A 22,504-nucleotide genomic window follows, 5' to 3' on the forward strand; every position below is an offset into this window, starting at 1 on the left:
ATTAAAAAATCGACATTTACCTTAACACTGCACTTCGCCACAGTCGCGCATACTTACGTTCATTACAAATCAGGCAACAATACCCTTCTCAAAAGCGTACTTAGCCAGCTCCGCCGTACTATGCAGGTCAAGCTTATGCTTTATATTCTGACGATGGGTTTCCACTGTTCGATAGCTAATGCTCAACAAAGAGGCAATTTCCTTACTGCTCTTGCCTTCCGCCACCAACTTCAAAATCGCCTCTTCACGTCGGCTAAGTGGATTGGGTTTCTTACTACTCGGGATCACTTGTTGAGAAAACAAGGTCTGAGTTACTGATTCACAAAAGTAGGTCGATCCTTGATAGACTGTTTTAATCGCTTGAACCATACGACGTGCACAGATTTCCTTGAGCATATAACCGACAGCTCCCACCTGCATCACTTTCATAATGTACTCACGATTGTCATGCATTGTGAGCATTAACACCTTTACATCAGGCATCTCTTCTTTGATTAGAGCTGTCGCATCAATCCCATTCATCAGTGGCATACTCACGTCCATCAATACAACGTCGGGCATTAAAGCTTTGACCACTGTTATCGCTTCCACACCGTTGCTGGCAGAACCAACCACCTCAATATCATCTTCAGTTTCTAAACGAGCGATAAATCCATCTAAAACAACTTGGTGATCATCGACAATCACCACTTTTATCGGTTTATCCATAAACTAATCCGTCCAATTCCAGTAACACAGTTATTTCCGTTCCGAACCCCGGCTCACTTTCTACTTCGAAGTCACCGCCAATAAATTCAACCCTTTCGCGCATATTTCTCAGCCCGATACCGCTTTTCCTAAGGGCGCTTCCGACATCAAAGCCAACGCCATCATCACGGATAATCAGTTGCAACATATTGCCCATTTGCTGCAGTATCACACTGACATTATTGGCATGTGAATGTTTTTCTATATTAGTCAGTGATTCCTGAGCCACACGGTATAACGTCGTTGCAGCATCGGATTGTAACTTACCAGGTTGAGTCGATAGTGACGCTTCGATTTCGACGCCAGAGTGTGATTTAAAATCGAGCAACAAACTATTAAGTGCGGCTTCCAAACCAATATCATCAAGGGCGCTAGGACGCAAGTTATGAGAAATATGGCGAACTTCATTAATTGCTGTGGTCAGCGACTGCTGAGACTTTTGAAGGTGTTGCTGCAATGCGGCATCGTCAATTTTGCTCGCCAGCAACTCCAAATGGCATTTGCTCGATACCAGAAGCTGATTGATGCCATCATGCAACTCCCGAGCTAAATGTTTCTTCTCATCCTCTTGGAACATCACTGTTTGGTGCGCTAGCTGTTTCAAGCTTCTATCAGCCAGTTTGTGTTCATGCAGATTAACCGCCAAGGTAATCACCACAATGACACCCACGGTAACCACCACAATCACAATTACTGAGAAAAAGGTCGTCTCTATATTGCGGTTAACTTCAGATTTCAGATTGGCGACTTCATAGGTGATATCTTCGATATAAAGCCCAGTGCCGACCATCCAATTCCATTTATCTAACCATGCGGCGTAGCTTAACTTGGTGACATTTTCCCCTGTTGAAGGTTTTTGCCACAAATATTGATGAAAGCCGCCACCATTCTGTGCTTCAGCCAACAGCGCTTTAATCAGGTAGTCGCCATTCTTATCTCGAATATGCAATAGATTTTGTCCAACGAGGTCTGGCATAACAGGATGAACAAGATTGGTACCGCTTTCGTCGTAGGCAAAGAAATAACCGTCTTTATCTTTACCGTAGCGAAGCTTAGTCAAGACTTCTTTCACCTGTTGTTTCGCTGCTTCTTCTGGCAACTCTTCATCATTGTAGATGTGCGAAATCGCGTCAAACGCCAAGTCCACTTTGTCTTTAAGTGCCGTTTCTTTTGAACGAATCAGTCCATCTTCAAATATTTGGATCTCTTTCTCACCCAATGTTTTTGCTTGATGAATGGAGATCCAACTGGTCAAAGCCGTAACTAGGAGTAGTGGCAATAAGCTGAGTACAATCAGCTTGGCTTGTAGAGGCATTCCCTTCCCCCTTTAAAACAACATAGGTTGCTTACCCTAGTGGGCAAGCAACCTAACTTTAACAGGAGTTGTAGACTAACTGTAATTAAATGATCACATTCCGTAAAATTGTGGGAAGACAAGCAGGGTTATCAATACCGCGATTTGTATGCCGATGAATGGCATTACACCGCGATAGATATCTCTTGTCGTCACTCCTTTTGGCGCAACGCCTTTGAGATAAAACAGACTGAAACCAAAGGGTGGCGTCAAGAAGGATGTCTGTAAGTTCATCGCAATCAGAATCGCAAACCAAGTCATATTGATGCCAAGGATTTCTGCAACAGGCGCAAGAATCGGTACGATAATGAAACAGATTTCTACGAAGTCGATAAAGAAGCCGAGGATCAGAATAACCAGCATGGTAATGATGAGGAAGCCCCACTTCTCTCCAGGTAATTGCAGCATCCACTCTTCGACTAAATAGTCACCGCCAGTGTAAGTAAATGCCATAGAGAATGCAGTCGCACCCAACAAGATCGCAAATACCATCGCCGTCACTTTCACCGTCTCTTTTGACGCTTCGTAGACCATAGACCAACTGAACTGGCGGTATAGTAGAGCCAGTACGATAGCACCCGCACCACCTAGCGCCGCAGACTCTGTTGGTGTCGCGATGCCAGCAAAAATTGAACCTAACACGACAACGATTAGAGCGAGCGGCGGAACAACCGCTTTTAACGCTTTAATGACTTCCTCTTTGCGGCTGATATCACCATCACTCGGAATCGGTTGAGCCGCTTCTGGATTTAACTTGGCGTAAATCAAGATATAGACCACATACGCACCTACGAGGGCGAGACCAGGCCAAACCGCTGCTTGAAACAAGTCGCCTACAGGGACACCGAGCACATCACCCAATAGAATCAATACGATAGATGGCGGAATGATTTGTCCTAAAGTACCAGACGCACAGATGGTGCCGCATGCTAACCCTTTGTCGTAATTGTACTTGAGCATAACAGGGAGAGAGATTAAGCCCATTGCCACCACGGAAGCACCCACCACACCAGTAGACGCAGCAAGTAAGGCACCAACCAAAACGGTAGAAATCGCAATACCACCACGTACCCCACCGAACAGTTTGCCCATGGACTCAAGTAACTGTTCTGCTAGACGTGTTTTTTGCAGAACCAAGCCCATAAAAACAAACAGCGGAACGGCCATCAGAACCGTATTTTCCATTATCGACTGAACGCGGTAAGGCATAAAGGCAAACATATCCCAACCTTCAGCCCAAACACCAAAGATAAGAGCGATACCACCAAAGGTAAACGCGACAGGGAAGCCAAGTAGCAGAGCAAACAAGGCAACAAAAAACATTACAATACCAACCATTTTCCTGTCTCCTTACTTCTGTTTTTCTGCGTAGATTAGATGCGGGTTAACGATCTTGTTTAATGAATGAAGAAATAGACCAATACCGCTAATAGCCATGAACAAGAAAGACAATGGAATCATAGCCTTGATAATCCAGCGGTAAGGTAAGCCACCCGGATCGCCCGATGTTTCTCCCAGTGCGTAACTCTCTTTGGCGAAGTCGATACCGTAGTAAGTCACAAGGATACAAAATGGTAGTAAGAAAAAGAGTGTTCCAAGCATATCGATGATTGACTGAGCTTTATGAGACAAGCGCTCATAGAACAGGTCTACTCGAACATGGCCACCCGCTTTAATGGCATAAGGAATGCCGAGTAGGAAAACCGCTGAGAATAGATGCCATTCCATTTCCTGAAAGGCAATTGAAACATCATTAAAGGCATAGCGCATTACTACGTCATACACGACGTTAGCCAATAACAAAATGAACAATATACTTGATAACCATCCGAGGAAGTCACCAAAGCGATTAAATACTCGCTCGATATAAATTAGGCTTCTCATTCCCTACTCCATGGAATTTTGAATGTACGCCATGCTGATTGGCATGGCGTTTATTAGAGGTTTTTCTTGGGCTTAGCACCATGCGTGACACCGTCACGCATGGCAATTCTAATTATTATTGTGCTTGGCTGTTCAGGTAAGCACGGTGTGAAATATCTGTCCACGAACGAACTTGTTTTAGGTAATCTGCTTGAGATTTCTGAATCTCTTTCGCAAGGTCGTCAGACTCAGCATGCTTAGCCAGTAGACGGTCATTCGCTTCATGCAGTGCATTCATTACCTCAGGTGGGAAGTCTTTAACCTGAACATCAGGATATTCAGACTTGATAGAAACCCAGTTTTTGCCACTTTCGTGCGTTGCTTGCGTGTACATATCGTAAGCCGCTGTACGCATAGCCACACGTAGGATTTCTTGTAGATCTTCTGGCAATCCCTCCCATACACGTTTGTTCACTAGGAATTGAAGTTCTGAACCTGGCTCATGCCAACCCGTGTAGTAGTAAGGTGCAATTTTGTGGAAGCCCATACGTAGGTCTAGTGAAGGTCCAACCCATTCCAACGCATCAATCGTACGACGTTCAAGCGACGTGTACAGTTCACCAGGTGCGATGTTGGTTGGTTTTGCGCCCAATTCAGCTAAGATTTCACCAGCAAAACCTGGGATACGCATTTTAAGACCTTGCAAATCTTCGACTGAATTGATCTCTTTCTGGAACCAGCCGCCCATCTGAATATCAGTGTTACCACCAGGGAACGAGAGTAAGTTGTGAGGGGAATAGACTTTATCCATCAGTTCCATACCACCACCATGGTAGAACCACGCGTACTGCTCTGCTGGTGTCATACCGAAAGGCATAGAAGTGAAGTAAAGAGTGTTAGGTACTTTGCCTTTCCAGTAGTAAGAGCCTGAGTGACCCATGTCATATTGACCAGACTTAACCATATCGAAAATACCTAACGGCGCTTTGTGTTTGTTCGCTGAGTCGATACGAATTTGCAAACGGCCATTAGACATTTTCTCAGCCATTGCCGCCATATTCTTTGTTGCGTCACCAAACACTGGGAAATTTGGTCCCCAAGTTTCAGCAAGCTTTAAGCGATAAACTTTTTCAGCTGCGGATACTGAAGTCGACATAACCGCGAGAGCTGCTGCCATCGCCGTCACTTTTAATACTCTTTTTAGAGATTGTTTAATAAGACTCATGTTCACGTCCTTTGTTTAACGGTCATACCCATCTAGGTACCTTTTGTTTCACTTATAGATTGAGTCATCTATTAACAAGATAAAATCAGCGAGAACACTGATAAAATTTAACAGCGACACGTAAAATTCGACTAATGAATTACGTATTAATACGTAGCCAAAAGTCCATAAATAAATAAATACCTTTAAAAACATAGTATTAAATTGAGGCATCGACTCAGCACTATGAGGATATACTTAGTAAGTCGTACGCGATAGAAAATAAATATATTGATAAAAAGTGTGACTTGGACAGATAAAATTACCACTAGATATGAAAAAGCCCCGACATAAGTCGAGGCTAATACACATTAATCAGCAAAGCACTTAGGCTTGCAGTGATTTTTCCAGCGGCAATTAAACTGCTTTATAAATAACTTTGTTGCCCGCTAGTTGCTCTTTGACTACTAGATTTTCTTCTAATAGTTTCTTCAGCGCACCCGTTGCCCAAGATGCTGCTTTAGCATCGTCTTGACCTGCTGCCAGACCGATACCTTTAGGGTTGATGCCTTCTGCGTTGCTAACAACGATTTCTAGAACTTGTTGCTGCTTTGGAGTAAGCGCAACGTCAGTTGTTGCTGTTGCAGCAACGACTACTTTCTCCGCTGCTGGTTTTACAGCTACTTTCTTCTCAACTGCAGGCTTAGCTTTCTTTGTTGCTTGTACATTTGCAACTGTCGCTTTGATGCGTTTTTGCAGTTTTGCCTGCACTTTGCGCTTGTGAGCAAGTCTCATCGAGTATCTCTCCATTTCACTGCATACGGAGCAGTGGTGAAAATTTGAAGCGCGATTTATACCAAAATTTTGCACCCATTTACAGAGCATGGGGGGTTTTATGCCACAAAAATGCGCGATATGCTTGGATCAGACTACAATTTAATCAGTCTCTCCAGTGATCAAATTCGTCACTACTGAGTATATAAACAGAGGTATTACACTTACGGGTTGTGGAATATGCAAACGGTACACTTAACCAATCACCCTTTCCTCATTTCACCGATTACGAGTCGCTGGTTAGTCGGACTTTTTGTCATCGGCTTCCTGTTTCTTATGCTCTATGCGCCAGGATGGCAACAAGCCGTTTTAACCGTGATTGCGGTTCTTTGTCTGCTCGGATTCGGCTACTTGTTAGTGCTAAAAAGTACCGTTCAATTTACCCTGACAGCCAGTCACTTTCAGCAACACCTGTTTAAAGGTGGCTGGGTACTCAAGTGGAACAACATTCAAAAGATAGGTATCTGCCATTATGATCAGGAGGGATGGCAACAGCCTCTTCCTTGGATTGGAATTAAGATTAAACACTACTCCCCTTACTTAGAGAGCATATGCCCGCGAATAGCGACTGAAATTCTGCTCAGTCAACGCGCCCTGCTCTATCTGGGCGCTCGCCAGCATCATCAAAGTGAACGTTTTGAAGAGATCGTTTTAGACTCACAATCTTATCGAAACTCAAGTGGTAAGGAATTTAAGGGATTGCAAGCGATGTTAGCTAATCGAATGAGATATCAACGTGAGTATTTCGATTACGATATTTTTATCTCAGCAAATGACCTTGATAGAGATGCCAAAGACTTTGTCGGCCTTGCTCGACGTTATTTAGCCGCTGCCGAGCCTGAGGAGTGATGGAATGGCTAGTCGGCAATCTCCTGCCCAAAAAAAAGGTCGCATAAGCGACCTTTTCTGTGTATTCCGTTAGTAAAGAGGCATTTCATCCGCAACGAATGGATTCGAAGCGCGTTCACGACCAAACGTTGACTCTGGCCCATGACCAGGGACAAAGCGCACATCGTTACCTAGTGGCCATAGCTTGCTCTTAATCGAGTTAATTAGGGTATCAAAATCCCCTTTCGGGAAATCGGTACGCCCCACTGAGCCATTGAACAGAACATCGCCAACAAAAGCCAGTTTCGCCTCTTCGCTGTAAAGCACAACATGGCCCGGAGTGTGTCCCGGAGTGTGAATGACATTCATAACCTGTTGACCAAACACAATTTTATCGCCGTCATTAAGCCATTGATTTGGCTCAAACGCTTGAGTCAAAGGGAAACCAAACATTTGGCTCTGCCCTTCAAGACCTTGTAACCAAAAGTTATCATCTTTATGCGGACCAACGATTTCTACACCGCCTAGCTCATCAGCCAACGGTTCTGTACCGCCAACATGATCTAAGTGACCATGGGTCAAAACAAGGTTAACCACTTTGACACCAAGTTCTTTGATTAGCATCGCGAGCTGTTTCACGTCGCCGCCTGGATCAACAACGATACCTTCCATTGTTTGGTCACACCAAACAATAGAGCAGTTTTGAGAAAACGAAGTGACAGGAACGACTTGATACTTAAGTGACATAAATAAACCTTGATAAACGTCTTAACTCGCTGAACTATGACATTTGCCAAGCGCTTTGACAACACTCGACCCGCGCCCTAGTGATAAAGCTATGACCAATAGCGAACTGGACCAGTGTCAATATGAACAAAATTACTACTTGGATAGTAACCTACGCCACCAAGTTGTAGCTCTCTAGAAACGTCTCGCACGCGCTTCAGACTGACACCGTCAAGACGAAAATCTATCGCTTGACCCAGCATATGATAGCTCTTCTTTGCCACACCCTTTGACTTACCGCGCAATGATTCATTCGTCGCTGGAGAGCGGTAGCCTGAGATAATCTGAACTTCTGCTTCGACACTTAGCGCTTTCTGAATCAAGCTAATGTGATCGAACAGTTTCTTATCCATTGGATAGACTTCGTCACGTCTAAAATCGCGGCAAAGGTGATTCAGTCGGTTAAGTTCTCGTGAAACGTAACGGGTACCATCAAAATAACATGTTTCAAGCGCTTCTCGTGTATGGAGGTTTGTCAGTGCAAGAGTTCGAGGTTGATCTGGGTATTTCGCCAAAGCGATACTAGGAATACAACTCGCTACTACCAAACCACTTCCGGCCAGTTTAATAAAATCTCGTCGGGATAATGCCACTTTCAAATACCTTCACAATAATTGTTGCTCTAACGTGTCGACTGGTGACACTACCTAACTCTGTTGTGAAGTGCAAATGCATAAAACGTGCTCAAGGTGGCACTTGAGCACGATCTTTTTGCTTAATTGTTGAACCTATTGATAAAAATAGTTTCGAATTGCCTCGGTAAAGGTTTGGTCAAGTTTATCCCTTTGTGTAACTAAATCTGTCGAGGCGGTAAATGTCTTCCCTGTAGTGGACATTGCCTTCCTCATACCATGCCGTTTGGTAAATGATATGGACTGGTATACGATTTTTGAGAGGGATCGACTGATTGGGTCTCGGTGTCTGTTGAGCTTGTTCATCCATCACTAAACCCTGTGTTTGCAGTAAGGTATCCGCAAACACATCAGCGTTCTCAACTCGAATACATCCTGAGCTAAACGCTCGTTGTGTTTCAGCAAACAGGTTTTTACTTGGTGTATCGTGCAGATATATCGCTCGTCGATTAGGCGTATTAAATTTATAAAGGCCTAACGCGTTAGCGCTCCCTGAAAGCTGCGTCATACGATAAGGAAACGTCTCTGGCTTGAGGTTCTCCCAGTCAATATCGTTTGGGTCTATCACTTCTTGTGAGCCCCATTTGGGAATAATCTGGATATTATGATTGACGAGATAATCCCTGTCCTGCTGCACTTTCGGGATAATATCTTCCACCATGATTTTCCAAGGGACATTCCAGGTAGGATTGAGAATCAAGGAATCTAACTTCGTCATCATTAGGGGTGTTGGACGAGCCTTTTTACCCACCACTACTTTTGATTCGAATACCGTTTGTCCCGAATTCCAGTATTTCATTTGGAAGCTCGGCACATTGACCACGATAATCGTGTCTCGTTCTGCTGGCCAGTAACGAATACGCTCAGCGTTAATCGCTAAAATGGCTAGCCGCTTCTCGATCGGTAAGTTAATCCACTTAATGGTTTCTGGGCCAATTATGCCGTCTGCCTTTAAGCCATGTAGTCGCTGAAACTCTTTCACCGCATTTTCTAGTGAACGGTCATACCAACTGACGTCCTTGCGTACATCCAAGAGGTTAACGTCGACTATTTCTAGCCTTTGAAGCAGTACATCCCGATTGTCCAGCTTATCTCCAACCTTAACCAAACCTGACTGTCGATACACTGGCGTATCGATTTTTTGGTATTTGACCATATGCAGGTAAGTGTCAACGAGATCCTGATAACCTGAAGAGTCAGGAGTATACGCTTCGATCAACTCACCCAGTTGCTGCTGCCCAATCGCTCTGTGGGTAGCAATTAGTGCACTGTTGGGAGGAAGAGGCAGAGGTTGCGTCATTTTGCGTTCAAAGAACCAGTCTTGCCCACGAGTCTTCGCCACTTCGGCATAACTCATGTAAAGCAGTAAGGTATCGGTCGCAAGTAAGTCATACTCGTACCAGCGATTGCTCTTGCGGTAAAACTGCAAATAGCTTAGCTGACGGGAAAACAACGCGCTAAAGCCAGCGAGATCGATGACTTCTAGCTGAAACTCTAACTTGCTACTTTGTTGCAGATCGAACCAGATCATCTGATCGTTGTTATTGCGGTAAATATCTTCAACCACAGCAGGGTATTGCAACAATCGGTGCAGTTGACTGTCCGACTTCAACCATCCTATCTGATTAAAATAAGGGGCAGATAGCACCGCTGAAGGAGTCAGACACAATAATATCAACCAATAAGCCCATCTTCGCATTGTCACATCCCTGCCATACGTTTAGGTAAAGTATGGCAGAGATGAAAGCGCTCGGTATGACTTGTTTTTAAGACTGACGGGAGTGTCTAAGTTTTTCAGAAATTAGCCGCTCAGTTTCGCCCAATGGTTGTCCCACTGCACGCCAGATTGAACGATCTCCTTAGCGCCTGGCGCTGACTGGCTAATCACACCACCGCTACCTGAGCTCACTTTAAACTGATCACTTTCAACGACGACTCCAGAGGCATCAGGCAGTGGAGCCAACTCAACCAGCTGGTGCGTCTCTTTCGACCAGATGCCGTAGCAGTTGCCGCGAGGAGAAGTCGCTAAAATCCACTCTTGCGTTGCCGCGATACTCGCAATGTAATGATCAAAGCGAGCCCACTGCTCAGGCTCTGCTTGTAACGGCACAAGCTCTCCTCCCACTTTATGCATAGCCAACAGCGAAGGATATTCATCCGCCTCACCTCGGTACTGCTGCCCACAAAGTACCGTGTCTGAACCATCGTGGGCCAAATGTCGGATACTGAGTTTGTGGTCGCTCAGTCCCACTTGCTCAATAAGCTCGCCATTGTGATTTAAGTAACTCAGACTCGGCATCATTGTAGCCAAGTTGAGCGGCTCACGCCCATTAGTGTGCACCCCGCCGACACCGATAACCAAGATATCATTTGGCATCACGATCACTTCATGAGGGCCGACGCCAAACCCGCTAAACTCAGCGACTTTTTTGTAACCGGCAGCAACATCATAAATACCAATAATGCCTCGGCTGGTACCACGCTCACCTTCAGTGGCATATAACCACTGCCCGTCATTTGAGTAGACACCATGTCCGTAATAATGACGGTTGCTGTCCGCAGCTCTCAGTTTGATCACATCACCGGTCTGAAAGTCAAACACCTGAAAGAAGGTCCCTGGCCGACGTCCAAAGGCCACGGCGTGATTCAGTTGCGCTAAAGTGGCGACACCGTGCCCTCTTTGCGGAAGAGATACTGAGTGGATTGGCATACCATATGAATCTGCAACCACTGCACTGTAACGATCTCGACCTACAATTGCGCACCCAACCAGAGAGGGTTGCTTCATTTTCGGTTTGGTAGAAACACATCCAACAAGCGGATAAGCCGCTGCAAATAGAGCCGCCTTTAGCAATTTACGACGAGTACTATCAGTCACCATCAGTTGCGTTGAATCCTATAATTACGCCTAGTTCAATCGCGACTTCTTCATGAATCAGATATTGCAATTGCTCTAGTTTATTGTATTGAGAGTAGGCGTTTTGGTAGCCTTGCTTGGTTTGCAACATATCGAACAAGCTCATGTCCGTTGGCCAAGTCTCAATGGTCATTGCAAACTGATTAGCCACTCGATCGGCAAGATCCGATTTGTCTTGCTGACGCAGTATGGCATCCAGTCCATTGCCCTCGGAAAAATAGAGTTTTTCTATCGCTACTATATTGGCACGAAGGTTTTGCATCGATGTTTTAGAGCGCCAAGACTCTGAAAAATATGGGCGAGGTTGACCAAAATTCGCCAGCGGGCGGCTCATTTTTTTCATGCTGTATTCGAGCTGGTTAGACAGCAGCGCAATATACTCTGATTGCCATTGCTGCTCGTTAAGCTCAACCCATGGGTTCAACGTCCATGCGTCAGCAATTTTATTGGCATTACTTTGAAGATTTTCTGCAATCGACGTCGCGGTCTGACAAGTTCGAGGATTCCCCGTCAAATCAGAGGCTTGATCAAACAATAACCATTCGACTGAACCTAGTCCCTGAACGGTAACACTCTGAAGCGCAATCGCTTGCGCTGACCAAGCATTGGGCTGCTTAATCAATGCACTCATTTTAAGCCCAGTGGTATTTTTTTTGTCGGGCCAAAACTGTACGTTCCAGCTTTGGGCCAAAGCCGCTTCTGGGCCACGCTCTTGTCCTTGGAGCGCCATCCAACTCAGCATAGTCTGATGCCATTGAGATTTGACTGCTTCAATACCTGTGGTCGAAGCACAATAGCTTGATATCGAGTCAGTGAGCTTATCGGCCTCTGTTCTAAACTTCTGCGCAGACATAAACTCGACTTGATAAACGGCCTGACTATAGTGATCAGTCAGTTGAGGCTGATTTGCATCATTTCCAATACTTTGGCACCCCAAGAGTGACAACGAAAATGATGAGGCTAAAACAAGCTTGGTATAGTTCATCGGTAATTCCTATAGCGAGTTAAGAAATGCAATCAGTGCATCTCGTTCTGTCTGATTAAACTGCAACACCTTCTGTTTTGCGGCTTCAGCTTCTCCGCCATGCCACAGTACTGCTTCCATCAGGTTACGTGCACGTCCGTCATGCAGAAAATAAGTGTGGCCATTGACTTCTTTGGTATAACCAATACCCCATAGAGGTTGTGTTCTCCACTCCTGCCCATTCGCCAGATATTCAGGGCGATTGTCAGCAAGCCCTGGCCCCATATCATGCAGTAACATGTCAGTGTATGGGTGAATGGTTTGGTTAGACAACGATGGCAGTTCTTCGCGTGTTGCCGTCTTTACATTGGTTTTATGACAGCTTTCACAACCCACTTTTGCAAACAATTGTTGCCCTAATTTAACTTCCGGCTTGTTGATATTACGTCTTGCTGGGACCGCTAAGTGCTGTGAATAGAACTCTACGAAATCAAGAATGTTATCACTGACCTCAGGTGAACCACCGTTAGGTAACTCGCGACAAAGTGTCTGCTTAGCAGTACAGTTCTCATTTGGAAATAGCGAGCTAGTTAGACCCACGTCGCCGTTAAAAGCCGCAGCATTCTGCTGCATTAAGTTCGGCTGTCCCGCTTTCCAGCCAAATCGACCGATAGCAAAATCATTGCCACGAACGTCCCAGACGATATTCAGTTTTCCTGAGATACCATCTCCGTCCTTGTCTTGCTCATCTGCCCATGCTTTTAGTGTTGCAGCAGGAATACTTTCTAGCAATCCAAGACCTATCATTGGCGGCGCAACACGAGCAGACATTTGCGTTTGTGGGTGCATCTCTCCGTAACCCAACTCAACAATCGATAAATTCGGTTTGCGCAATGACACGCGTGTTCCGTCAGCAAAAGTCACCGGAACCTCTTGGTATGTAATTCTTACTTGGCCTTCCACCGTTTGATCTTGCAGAGCAAAGTCTTGTAGTTGACCACCATAAGTTGGCTCAGGAATAGTGCCATCTTTGATATACGCCTTTTTCTGCTCAGCAGTCATTGGCGGAATACTTAATCGCACCAACATCGAGACCGCGTGAAGATCATTGGCCTCTGGCGGATGGCCTCGCCCATCTTTAATGTGACAGTTTTGGCACCCATTTGTATTAAACAGCGGCCCTAACCCATCACGTGCATCGGTAGACGCTGGAGCCTGAACCCAAGGGTTACGGAAAAAACTGTTTCCGACACTAAAGTCCAGACGTTTTGACATAGGCAAATTGCCCGCTGGCAGCGAGAACGCATTGGGGCCTTCTTTCTCGACCGTTGTTTTGCCTCCCGACGTTACATCATAAGCAAAGGATGACATGGAGGTGCTAAGCATTAGCAAACAGGTTAAAACTGGTTTCAAGTACAACTTCATTCTGATAGCTCTCATAAGGCGCTATAACCGCACAGATTAAATGGGAATAATTCTCAAAAACACATTAGATAAAAAAACGGCAAAAGGGCTCTAATGAGCCCTTCGGTTTAAGTCATCGAGCGATTAAAACTCGTGATCTGCGGTGTCTGGATTCAAACTCGTGATACCGACAATTTTTGCCGCTCGTTCAATTTGAGCTGTCTGCGTCACTAGCGACATGATGGTTTCATTGACCAATGCGTTACCTTGCGTGTTACCAGCAGCAATCAACTGGTCAAAGAACTGGTTGTTCTTTTCAGCAGAAGTCACTAACTGACCCACTTGTGCACGAGTGACATCAAATTGCTTTTGAATCTCTTTGGCTGCCTGTTTGTCTTTCTGAGCAACAAGTTCGTGAATACTAGGACCAGCTAACAATGTACCGTCTTGACGCTGGTATGTGCCAGTGTAGACGTTGTAGATGCCTTGCTCATTGTAGTAGTGTGAATTGTGCGTATTGTCCGAGAAACAGTCGTGCTCATCTTCCGTTGAGTTGGCTTCTAGAGCTACTTTCATACGCTCACCAGCCAATTCGCCAAGAGAAAGTGACCCCATACCAAACAACATTTTACGTAACCCTTTATCTGCGGAATCGTTGATCAACTCTTCACGGTAGTTGCCTTTAACATCCGCTGACCACTGATTTTCCATCCACTCTAAGTCCTGAACGAGTAACTCAGCGGCGGCTTTTAGATAGTCACCACGACGGTCACAGTTGCCGTTGGTACAGTTTTCACCGACCACAAAATCTGTGTATGCACGCGCACCTGCTCCTGCATTAGTTCCGTTTAAATCTTGCCCCCAAAGAAGGAACTCAATCGCATGGTAACCAGATGCGACGTTCGCTTCCGAACCACCGACTTCGTTTAGATCAGCAATCAGCTCTGGTGTAATTTTCGCTACATCTAACCTTGTTGCACCGATCGTTAGCTGCTTATTAGCAACGATGTTGGCATTTGCGCCTTCATTACCCAGTTCGTATTGGTATTCAGATGATACGTAGTCAATGAGGCCCTCATCCAGCGGCCACGCATTTAGCTGACCTTCCCAATCATCGACAACAGCGTTACCAAAACGGAAAACTTCAGACTGTTGGTATGGAACGCGAGACTCAAGCCAAGCTTGTTTTACTTGCTGGAATTTTTCGGCCGTTGGGTTAGCCAGAAAGACTTCGATCGACTTCTCTAGCGATTGCGCTGTAGTCAATGAATCGGCAAACACAGCATGAGCAACGTCAGCATAGTGCTCAACAACTTGTTCTTTGGTTACATTTGCTGCGAATACTGAGCCACTTGCCATCAGTAACGACGCTGCGACTGATTGAGCCAATAGAGATTTTACATTCATTTGAAAAGCATCCTTGTTGAGCTTAATAATTATTCTTTATTGCTAGTGCTAATTATTATCATTTGCACTACTAGATGCGAATAATACAAAGTTACAATTTTTTTGCAAGTAGCAAACAAAAAAGCCTCACAGAAGTGAGGCTTTTATCAACATACGTGATTCGTGGGATTACAAGTCTAGGTTATGCTTACCGTGAGACATTTTCGCTTTCAGGTAACCTTGGTTACCGTCTTTAACGTGAGCAGAAGTGTTGACAACCTGTTCGATCTCAATGCCGAATTGCTTAAGATCGTTTACTTTCTTAGGGTTATTAGTCACTAAGCGAATTTTATCAATGCCGAGTGCCTTTAGCATCTGTGCGGCTTCGGTAAAATCACGCAAATCATCACCAAAACCAAGGTGATTGTTCGCTTCGTAGGTGTTCATGCCTTCGCTTTGCAGCTTGTATGCGTCTATCTTGTTGTATAGACCAATACCGCGACCTTCTTGTCTCAAGTAAAGGATAATACCGCCAGATTCCGCCATGCGATTAATCGTCTCATCAAGTTGCTCGCCGCAATCGCAGCGGGATGAATGGAATACATCGCCTGTAAGACATTCAGAATGCATGCGAACCAGCGGGGTTTGCTGAGTTTGATCGGCATGTTTAAAAATGACCGCAACATGCTCTTTTTCGGTTTTCAATCCATGGAAAGAAAGAAGTTCTGCATCGATACTGCTGTTAGCACCGACTTTGAATTCGACTCTGGCTCTTACTTCCGCCATATTTTTACTCACTTGGGTTTCTTGATATTTTAATTCTGTCGCTGCATTCATTGATAATGCTCCACTTGATGATAACTATGGGGACTCTTACTCTAGAATTCAACGATTAGATCACAATTGTTATAATATAACACTTGATATTTATGGCAATAAAAAACCTCGACGATCAGAAATCGCGAGGTTATCAATATTCAATGATATGACTACAGGGGCAGAGGTGTTTAATCTTGTTGGTTCTTCCACACAGAAAGTTCAATCCAACATGCTTCTAACTCTCGCACCTCTTCATCTGTCAGCAGCGATAAGGTCGGCTTGGATTGCGGAAGCGCGTAAGCTTGAATTGCACTTATATGAGCATAAAAATCTTCGCGTAATTTAGATATGTTCATGGCCACTGCTTTTCCCTAAGACTCTATGGTTTGTAGAAACTACACATTGAATTAATTTGTCTAAAAAATGATACCAAAATACCAAATCCACGCAAAATATAGGTTCATTTTTGGGATTAAAATCACATCATTTCATTGATCAAACTCTTTACTTTTCCGGCACTTATTGGATCCAGCAATGATCTTTTAAAACAGTTCCCCATCGGGACGAGTATAGACCCGACTTTGAGACAGTGACACATATAGCACATAAAAAGAGCAGCCATTGGCTGCTCTTTTTATTTTCGAAATCCCATTTTGACATTGCCTTGGGTATCAAACCAAAGCGCTTCGCCACGGCGGCGGCCAATTAAAATTGGGCCATCATCGTAAAAAAGAAAATTCTTCCAATGCTTCTTAAACACCGACCATTTGGTCTCAATGATATTGTACTTCTCATAGCAAAAGTACACCGTAACGTCGTCTTGCCAGTCAATAAAAGCGTCAACTGCCGCAGGCAACGCTTCATCATCGGACTCCCAAGCAGACATCCAGTCCACCGTCTCTTTCCAGTTAGATTCTTTCATCGGCCAGTCACTAGAGCTAAAACGCTCTGAGTCAGGACTTTGAGCACTGATGTTTTCTTTCCATAACTGAGACGCTCGGGCTTGCGACATCGGTTTGATTGATTCTAAGTCAGCCTCGGGTACTGGCATAGATTGGTGAGTAAAAATCCATTTTCTTTGGTATTGGTCCAAAGTTTGGTATGACATTAATATTCCTCTTAAAGCGTTATGCTTTTAGCCAGCCATTGAGAGTCGCATCATTAATAATTTGCTGCGCTTTTTCCCATAGAGCCTCAGAGCCGTACTCTATTTTTTGATTCACTGTTAGCGCTTGTTGTCGTGTAACACCATGCTCTTGCCAGCTTTGCCCCTGGTTATGGTAGTTCAAAAGCATTGGAATAATCCTGTCCAATGCTTTGGCAAATTTAGCATCTGCTGACGTCGCAGATTCAAATTCTAGCCACAGTTCTAGCAAAGACTGACCTTGGTCACTTGGCAGCATACCGAACAAACGTTGGGCTGCTTCAAGCTCTTTCTGCTCTTGCTGTGCCGACGCGCCAACATCATAGACAAAGGTATCACCTGCATCAATTTCTACCACATCGTGAAGAAGCAACATTTTCACCACGCGAGAAATATCTACCGGTTGATTGGCATGTTCTTCCATTAAGATCGCCATCAAAGCAACATGCCAACTGTGTTCAGCACTATTTTCTAGCCTTCCTTCCGCGCTTTTGACTCGGGTGCGTCTCAGTACGGATTTAAGCTGGTCAAGCTCCATGAGCAGAGCCAACTGTTGTTCTAATCTTGAAGCGCTCATACTTGTGTCCAATTCGGATTAACTAATGACGTTAAACAATGATCTTCCCATTGCCCATCAATGAGCAAGTAGTCTTTCGCAAAGCCTTCTTTTTGAAATCCTACCCTTTCCAATACCGCTTCACTGCGAACATTGCGCGGCATATAACTCGCCATAATGCGATGCATGTTCTGAATGTTGAACATGTAATTGACCGCTAATTTTAATCCTCGTGTCATCGCGCCTCTTCCCTGTGCACAGTGCGCTAGGGAGTAACCGACATTACACGCATGGAATGGGAACCGAGCGATATTGCTAAACGAGATTGTGCCTAACATTTCATTTGTCGAACGGTCAAGGATCAGCAAATAGTAGCCCAGCCCCATTCGATGAAGCTCAGCGAGTTTGATGAGTCGCTGAGTCCATCCGGATTCATCAAAAAAGGCTTCGTCTCGCTTGGGTTCCCACGGTTTTAAATGCTCTCTGTTTGCAATAAAGTAATCTGAGATCAGTTTTCCATCCATAGGCTCTGCACTACGAACGACGATGTCCTCATCCCACTCAAAGACTTGGGTAGGGGTACTCACTCTTTCCATTTAATTTTTTCTTATTCCATATTCACGTAACTTGTTTGCCACCGAGGTGTGAGAAACATTGAGTCTCTTGGCGAGTTTACGACTAGACGGGAATGAGTGATATAAGCGTTCTAGCACCTGAGATTCGTACTCTTTCATGATCTCATCAAGTGAACCATCCAAACTCAATATCGGCCCATTTGATGTCGGAGTTTCGAGCTGAGGAAGATGGAAAAGATCCGCCGTCAAGTCGTCCGTTTCAAGCTCGGTCAAAGCGCGAAGCACCATGTTTTCAAGCTGGCGCATGTTACCTGGCCATTGATACGTCACTAACTGGTCAGCCAGATCCTCTGCGATGATCGGCTTCGATATGCCTAGTTGTTTTACGTACTTAGCAACAAACAATTCAAGCAGCGGTGCAATATCGTTTGAGCGTTCCCTTAACGGTGGAATAAGTAATGTAAGCACGTTGAGACGATAAAAAAGATCTTCACGGAACACGCCTGACTCGGCTAAATCAGCCAGTTGATGTCTGGTTGAAGCAATCACCCTAACATCGACATGAACTTCATGCTCTTCTCCGACACGTCTAAACGTGCCATCTTGTAGCAATCGCAGTAATTTGATTTGCAGATGCGGGCTCATCTCCCCAATTTCATCAAGGAAAACCGTGCCGCCATTCGCTTGCTCAAATATACCTTTATGGCCTTGCTCATGGTTGAATGAACCCGGTGCGTGACCAAATAATTCAGTTTCAGCAACATCGTCAGGCATCGAAGCACAGCTCAAAACCAAGAACGGCTTAGCAGCGCGATTTGAACGGTTATGACATGCACGAGCTAGCATCTCTTTACCGGTTCCCGTTTCACCTTGAATGAGTAGCGGTTGGTCAAGCATTGACAGCTTCTTAGCTTGGCTAATCAGCGCCTTATGTCTATTTGACACCCCGACAAAATGCTCAAACCCAAGGTTATTGTGTAGTGGTAAAGAGTCATCAAATATCGCTTTTTCCTGTACGGAACGGATGATCATCACCGTACTCGCCAGCACAGACTCATTTGACTCATCACTGATATAGACAGGCATGATTTCCATCATGTAATCCAAACCACCGATGACGATATTTTCTCTCAATCGAGTTATCTTACCTTCAACCCACTTAGCGAAATTGAAGTTAGGCAACAACGAGGTGATCTGATGACCAATGATTTCCGCTTCTTCACGACTAAATAGGGTCAACGCGGCGTGGTTTGCCATATCCACATTGCCTTTTAAATCGATAGCCAATACCGGTTCTGGCAGGTTGTTAAGCAGAGAAATCAGCTCATTATTGTGGCGTTCAATTGGCATGAATTGGATTTTTCGAACGTCATTAACACCTGAGATACGGCGAATTTCAGCCATAAGCTCACTAAAGGTATCAAAGTCGATATCCGGACAGTTGAGGTAGATAATACCGCTCACATCGATTTCGATACCGCGAAGATCAATGTTTTTCGAAGCAAGAATATCGAGCAATTCACGAGTCAAACCAAGTCTGTCTTCACAAAAAACTTCTAGACGCACGTATGAGTTCCTAACTAAGGTGTCACGAAAAGTTGACAGTAGTTTCTACTAAGCCTAGATCCTCGTCAAGCAAACTGATATTACTTGCTTCACATTCGCACTATTTGATTGTAATAGCGGCGACTTTTTCAACGATTTGCTTGCGGATCGCCCCTAACCTAACTTGGCGCTCTTTGTTCCACGGTAAAGGTCTAAGTAAAGCCATCGCTTTGAGCCCCAACCTTGCGGTCAGAATGCCAACACCCAATCCTTGACCCGCTCTGGCAGAGACTCTTCCAGCGAGATCCATCGACATCAGATCCATACCTGCATCAACCGCCAGTTCGCTCGCTCCAGCAGCGGCTATGTTGACCAGAGTCGCTTTGAACAATTTGAGTCTAGACCAGTAACCCAGCTCTACTCCATAAACGTCTGCGAGGTTGTCGATCATTTTGAAGTTTCGCCACGCGACAAGTAACATATCAGCAATGGCAAGTGGACTAATCGCCACCAAAGCCGCCGATTCCGTTGCATGCTGTGAGACTATCTTAGTGGCTATTTTATCTTGCTCTGCCACCACCATGGCGTCATACATTTCAAGCACTTCACTATCACTATGTGAACCATTGATGCTATTGATCCAACGGTCATAACTTGGTGACTCAGTACCAATACCTGACTGTTTCGCCACTGACTGACAAAATGCTTTCCCTTGGCCAACACTATTGGCAGCAAGCAACGCCTCACTTTGCTCTTGTACACTAAAGTGATTGCGTAGCTTACGCAGCTTATAGAGTTCGCGTCCAATGGAACCAATTCCAAACATAGCGATGGTCGCGATAAACCCTGACCACCCCAATGAGAGCCAATCTGCGCTTTGAATCGCAGTGACAACGCTATCTATCGCTTGCCACCCGACCAAGCCTGAAAATGCAGTTAACAAGCCTATCGAAAACCACTTTGAACCCTTTTGGGGTCGAATAATTTGCTCTAGATTTTGCTCTGTCCGGTCATCTTGATGTTCGACTTCAATTTCAACGGGCACAAATTTTTCTTGCGGCTCAAAGTGCTTCTGTGAGGTCAGTTCTTGTTGAATGGGGGACGACTCATCGCCAAACGTCTGGTCGAAGACGTGTTTCTGTTTTAGTTGCGTTTTATCTGACATACTCATCTCAGCTTATCCCCAATCAAATACTCTAGTGCCTTGTCCATACGGATATGCGGTAACGGGTCATCTCCACCCCACTCTCTCGGTCTGAATGATGTAAACTCAAACCCTTGCTGCTGCCAATAATCCGCTGCAGGAAGCTTTCTCGGTACCTCACCAGGAAACACCGTCATGGTCTCTCCATCAAGCGTCGTTCCACGAATGGCAGGGCAAGACTGCTCACCCTGACTGATATAACCCGTCTCCGTTGCCTGTATTGACGCCATCGTCATGCAATTCATCTCTATGTTTTCATAAGAGGCGGTTTGCCATGCAGGATGCACCATTTGTTGTAATAGAGAAACGAGATGCGGATGCTGTTCTGGTGTCACATGATCTGCTTTGGTTGCGGCAAACAATACTTTATCGATACGCGGAGCAAACAGACGCTTGAGCATGCTGCTACGACCATAACGGAAGCTATGCATGATTTGCTCTAACGCTTGGCGCATATCGTGAAAGGACTCATAACCCGCGTTAAGTGGTTGCAAACAGTCCACCAGCACAATTTGACGATCGAACGTTGAAAAGTGGTGCTTATAAAACGCCTTAACCACTTTTTGCTGATACTCCTGATAGCGAGCCTTCAACATAGCCAAGTTTGAGCCTTTCGCTACCTTGGCATTGTCATCAAAGGAACAAGGGAAAAACTGCAACACAGGCGCCCCTTCCAGTTCGCCGGGTAACACAAATCGCCCCGGCTGTACCCAGTGCAATCCTTGTTCTTTGCATGAGAAAAGAAACTCCGTATAGCTCTGAGAGATGAGAGCGAGTTCTTTTTCGTTCAGTGGCGCTGAAAGATCCAGCTTATCTAATTGCGCTAACCAAACCTCGGCCAACTCTTTACGCCCCCCCTTTAACGCCTCAAATTGCTTTTGAGACCATTGATGAAAATTCATATCCAACAGGGGTAAATCCAGCAGCCATTCGCCCGGATAATCGATAATGTCGATATGTAACTTTGCTGTATTGCCAAACAGCTTCTTGGTTTTCTTGGTTGGCTTATACTTGAGCGCTAAACGTATTTCACTGACGTCTCGCGTTGGCTCAGGCCATTGCGGTGGCAAAGCAAGGACATGTTCCATCGCCTCATCATAACCAAAACGAGGAACGAGCATATTGGTTTGCGGTTCACGTTTTGCGCCAACCAAACGCTTGTCACGCGCAGCACTTAACAGAGGTAAGTTATCGTGAGTGGAAGTATGAAGAAGCTGGTTGACTAGCGAACTGATAAACGCCGTTTTACCTGCTCGAGATAAACCCGTTACGGCAATACGAACATGGGAATCGACGCTTCTGCTGATTAAATCATTCACTTCTTGAGTAATATGCTTCATTCACTATCTCTTTTATACACACTGACCACTAGCTTACTGATTGTAACCTTAATCCTAGATGAACAAAAAAGCCTCTGATAAAAATCAGAGGCTTAAAGTTGTAAAACTACGGTTGAGCACTAATCGTCTTCAATCAACTTGTAAACAACAAACAGTGCGATTTCAAGCAACACAAACAAAGCACAAGTGATAGTCACATATTTTTCATCAAAGATACTGATGCCATGAAGAATGAGGTCATATCCGACGAATGCGCCGATAACCACAGCAATGATTATCTGAAGAATTTGAATAAAGCGAGGCATGTGCTCTCCTGACGTTTAGAATAAGAATAAATTAGAGTATATAGACAAAAGGTGCAGCTTTTGCTCCACCTTTGTCAAATATCTGCCAATTAAATCT

General features: G+C 44.9%; 23 protein-coding genes. 1 reads left to right on the top strand and 22 read right to left on the bottom strand.

The genetic code is table 11. The annotated features are described in order from the left end of the window. Positions 1-69: 69 nt before the first annotated feature. From ACQEXT_RS14425 to ACQEXT_RS14450, 6 genes are all read right to left on the bottom strand, one after another. Complete coding sequence (locus ACQEXT_RS14425; RefSeq protein ID WP_426952693.1) at positions 70-708, bottom strand: response regulator; 639 nt, start codon at positions 706-708, stop codon at positions 70-72. Then, positions 701-2,062, bottom strand: a complete 1,362-nt coding sequence (locus ACQEXT_RS14430) for a cache domain-containing protein (RefSeq protein WP_138971337.1) — start codon at positions 2,060-2,062, stop codon at positions 701-703. The genes ACQEXT_RS14425 and ACQEXT_RS14430 overlap by 8 nt, the downstream gene beginning before the upstream one ends. Before the next feature lie 93 nt (positions 2,063-2,155). Next, positions 2,156-3,439, bottom strand: a complete 1,284-nt coding sequence (locus ACQEXT_RS14435) for a TRAP transporter large permease (RefSeq protein WP_138971336.1) — start codon at positions 3,437-3,439, stop codon at positions 2,156-2,158. Positions 3,440-3,451: 12 nt separating this feature from the next. After that, positions 3,452-3,985 carry a TRAP transporter small permease subunit gene (locus ACQEXT_RS14440; RefSeq protein ID WP_138971335.1) on the bottom strand — a complete coding sequence of 178 codons (534 nt, stop codon included), beginning with the start codon at positions 3,983-3,985 and terminating at the stop codon, positions 3,452-3,454. A 115-nt stretch (positions 3,986-4,100) separates the two neighbouring features. After that, complete coding sequence (locus tag ACQEXT_RS14445) at positions 4,101-5,189, bottom strand: TRAP transporter substrate-binding protein (RefSeq protein ID WP_138971334.1); 1,089 nt, start codon at positions 5,187-5,189, stop codon at positions 4,101-4,103. A gap of 396 nt (positions 5,190-5,585) precedes the next feature. After that, positions 5,586-5,963 (bottom strand): MarR family transcriptional regulator, encoded by a 378-nt coding sequence (locus ACQEXT_RS14450; RefSeq protein ID WP_138971333.1) that lies wholly within the window; start codon positions 5,961-5,963, stop codon positions 5,586-5,588. A 219-nt stretch (positions 5,964-6,182) separates the two neighbouring features. Between ACQEXT_RS14450 and ACQEXT_RS14455 the strand changes: the two genes are divergently transcribed. Beyond that, positions 6,183-6,851 carry a DUF2982 domain-containing protein gene (locus tag ACQEXT_RS14455; RefSeq protein ID WP_426952697.1) on the top strand — a complete coding sequence of 223 codons (669 nt, stop codon included), beginning with the start codon at positions 6,183-6,185 and terminating at the stop codon, positions 6,849-6,851. Positions 6,852-6,920: 69 nt separating this feature from the next. Here the strand turns inward: ACQEXT_RS14455 and ACQEXT_RS14460 are convergent, their stop codons facing one another. The 16 genes from ACQEXT_RS14460 to ACQEXT_RS14535 all read right to left on the bottom strand — a co-directional run bounded on the left by ACQEXT_RS14460 (position 6,921) and on the right by ACQEXT_RS14535 (position 22,407). Continuing rightward, positions 6,921-7,577 (bottom strand): MBL fold metallo-hydrolase, encoded by a 657-nt coding sequence (locus tag ACQEXT_RS14460; protein WP_426952698.1) that lies wholly within the window; start codon positions 7,575-7,577, stop codon positions 6,921-6,923. Positions 7,578-7,666: 89 nt separating this feature from the next. Further along, the gene (locus ACQEXT_RS14465; protein WP_138971330.1) at positions 7,667-8,209 is read right to left on the bottom strand and encodes a DUF882 domain-containing protein; all 543 of its coding nucleotides are present in this window, start codon (positions 8,207-8,209) and stop codon (positions 7,667-7,669) included. Positions 8,210-8,393: 184 nt separating this feature from the next. Next, positions 8,394-9,947, bottom strand: a complete 1,554-nt coding sequence (locus ACQEXT_RS14470) for a L,D-transpeptidase family protein (protein ID WP_426952700.1) — start codon at positions 9,945-9,947, stop codon at positions 8,394-8,396. A 102-nt stretch (positions 9,948-10,049) separates the two neighbouring features. After that, positions 10,050-11,129, bottom strand: a complete 1,080-nt coding sequence (locus tag ACQEXT_RS14475) for a DUF1513 domain-containing protein (RefSeq protein ID WP_426952702.1) — start codon at positions 11,127-11,129, stop codon at positions 10,050-10,052. After that, positions 11,119-12,150, bottom strand: a complete 1,032-nt coding sequence (locus ACQEXT_RS14480) for an imelysin family protein (protein ID WP_426952704.1) — start codon at positions 12,148-12,150, stop codon at positions 11,119-11,121. Before ACQEXT_RS14480 ends, ACQEXT_RS14475 begins: the two co-directional genes overlap by 11 nt. Before the next feature lie 9 nt (positions 12,151-12,159). Beyond that, positions 12,160-13,554 (bottom strand): di-heme oxidoredictase family protein, encoded by a 1,395-nt coding sequence (locus tag ACQEXT_RS14485; RefSeq protein ID WP_426952706.1) that lies wholly within the window; start codon positions 13,552-13,554, stop codon positions 12,160-12,162. Positions 13,555-13,677: 123 nt separating this feature from the next. Beyond that, a complete protein-coding gene (locus tag ACQEXT_RS14490) occupies positions 13,678-14,940 on the bottom strand; it encodes an imelysin family protein (protein ID WP_426952708.1) in 1,263 nt (420 codons plus the stop codon). 168 nt (positions 14,941-15,108) lie between these two features. Continuing rightward, complete coding sequence (locus ACQEXT_RS14495; RefSeq protein ID WP_171052261.1) at positions 15,109-15,756, bottom strand: GTP cyclohydrolase II; 648 nt, start codon at positions 15,754-15,756, stop codon at positions 15,109-15,111. Between the two features lie 170 nt (positions 15,757-15,926). Continuing rightward, positions 15,927-16,094, bottom strand: coding sequence for a hypothetical protein (locus ACQEXT_RS14500; protein WP_171052144.1), 168 nt, complete (start codon positions 16,092-16,094; stop codon positions 15,927-15,929). A gap of 278 nt (positions 16,095-16,372) precedes the next feature. Next, positions 16,373-16,846 carry a DUF2947 domain-containing protein gene (locus ACQEXT_RS14505; protein ID WP_138971192.1) on the bottom strand — a complete coding sequence of 158 codons (474 nt, stop codon included), beginning with the start codon at positions 16,844-16,846 and terminating at the stop codon, positions 16,373-16,375. 19 nt (positions 16,847-16,865) lie between these two features. Continuing rightward, on the bottom strand, positions 16,866-17,459 hold the full coding sequence (locus ACQEXT_RS14510; RefSeq protein ID WP_426952710.1) for an HD domain-containing protein: 594 nt from the start codon (positions 17,457-17,459) through the stop codon (positions 16,866-16,868). After that, positions 17,456-18,034: a ribosomal protein S5-alanine N-acetyltransferase gene (rimJ, locus tag ACQEXT_RS14515; protein WP_138971190.1), complete on the bottom strand. Its 579-nt coding sequence runs from the start codon at positions 18,032-18,034 to the stop codon at positions 17,456-17,458. Before rimJ ends, ACQEXT_RS14510 begins: the two co-directional genes overlap by 4 nt. Further along, positions 18,035-19,579 carry a transcriptional regulator TyrR gene (tyrR, locus tag ACQEXT_RS14520; protein WP_426952711.1) on the bottom strand — a complete coding sequence of 515 codons (1,545 nt, stop codon included), beginning with the start codon at positions 19,577-19,579 and terminating at the stop codon, positions 18,035-18,037. 100 nt (positions 19,580-19,679) lie between these two features. Then, on the bottom strand, positions 19,680-20,729 hold the full coding sequence (locus ACQEXT_RS14525; protein WP_426952713.1) for a YcjF family protein: 1,050 nt from the start codon (positions 20,727-20,729) through the stop codon (positions 19,680-19,682). Continuing rightward, positions 20,726-22,102 (bottom strand): YcjX family protein, encoded by a 1,377-nt coding sequence (locus tag ACQEXT_RS14530; RefSeq protein ID WP_426952715.1) that lies wholly within the window; start codon positions 22,100-22,102, stop codon positions 20,726-20,728. Before ACQEXT_RS14530 ends, ACQEXT_RS14525 begins: the two co-directional genes overlap by 4 nt. Positions 22,103-22,221: 119 nt before the next feature. Continuing rightward, a complete protein-coding gene (locus tag ACQEXT_RS14535; RefSeq protein WP_138971186.1) occupies positions 22,222-22,407 on the bottom strand; it encodes a hypothetical protein in 186 nt (61 codons plus the stop codon). Between the last annotated feature and the right edge of the window lie 97 nt (positions 22,408-22,504).

This window comes from Vibrio sp. TRT 29B02, from assembly GCF_050113655.1.
Classification (GTDB): Bacteria; Pseudomonadota; Gammaproteobacteria; order Enterobacterales; family Vibrionaceae; genus Vibrio.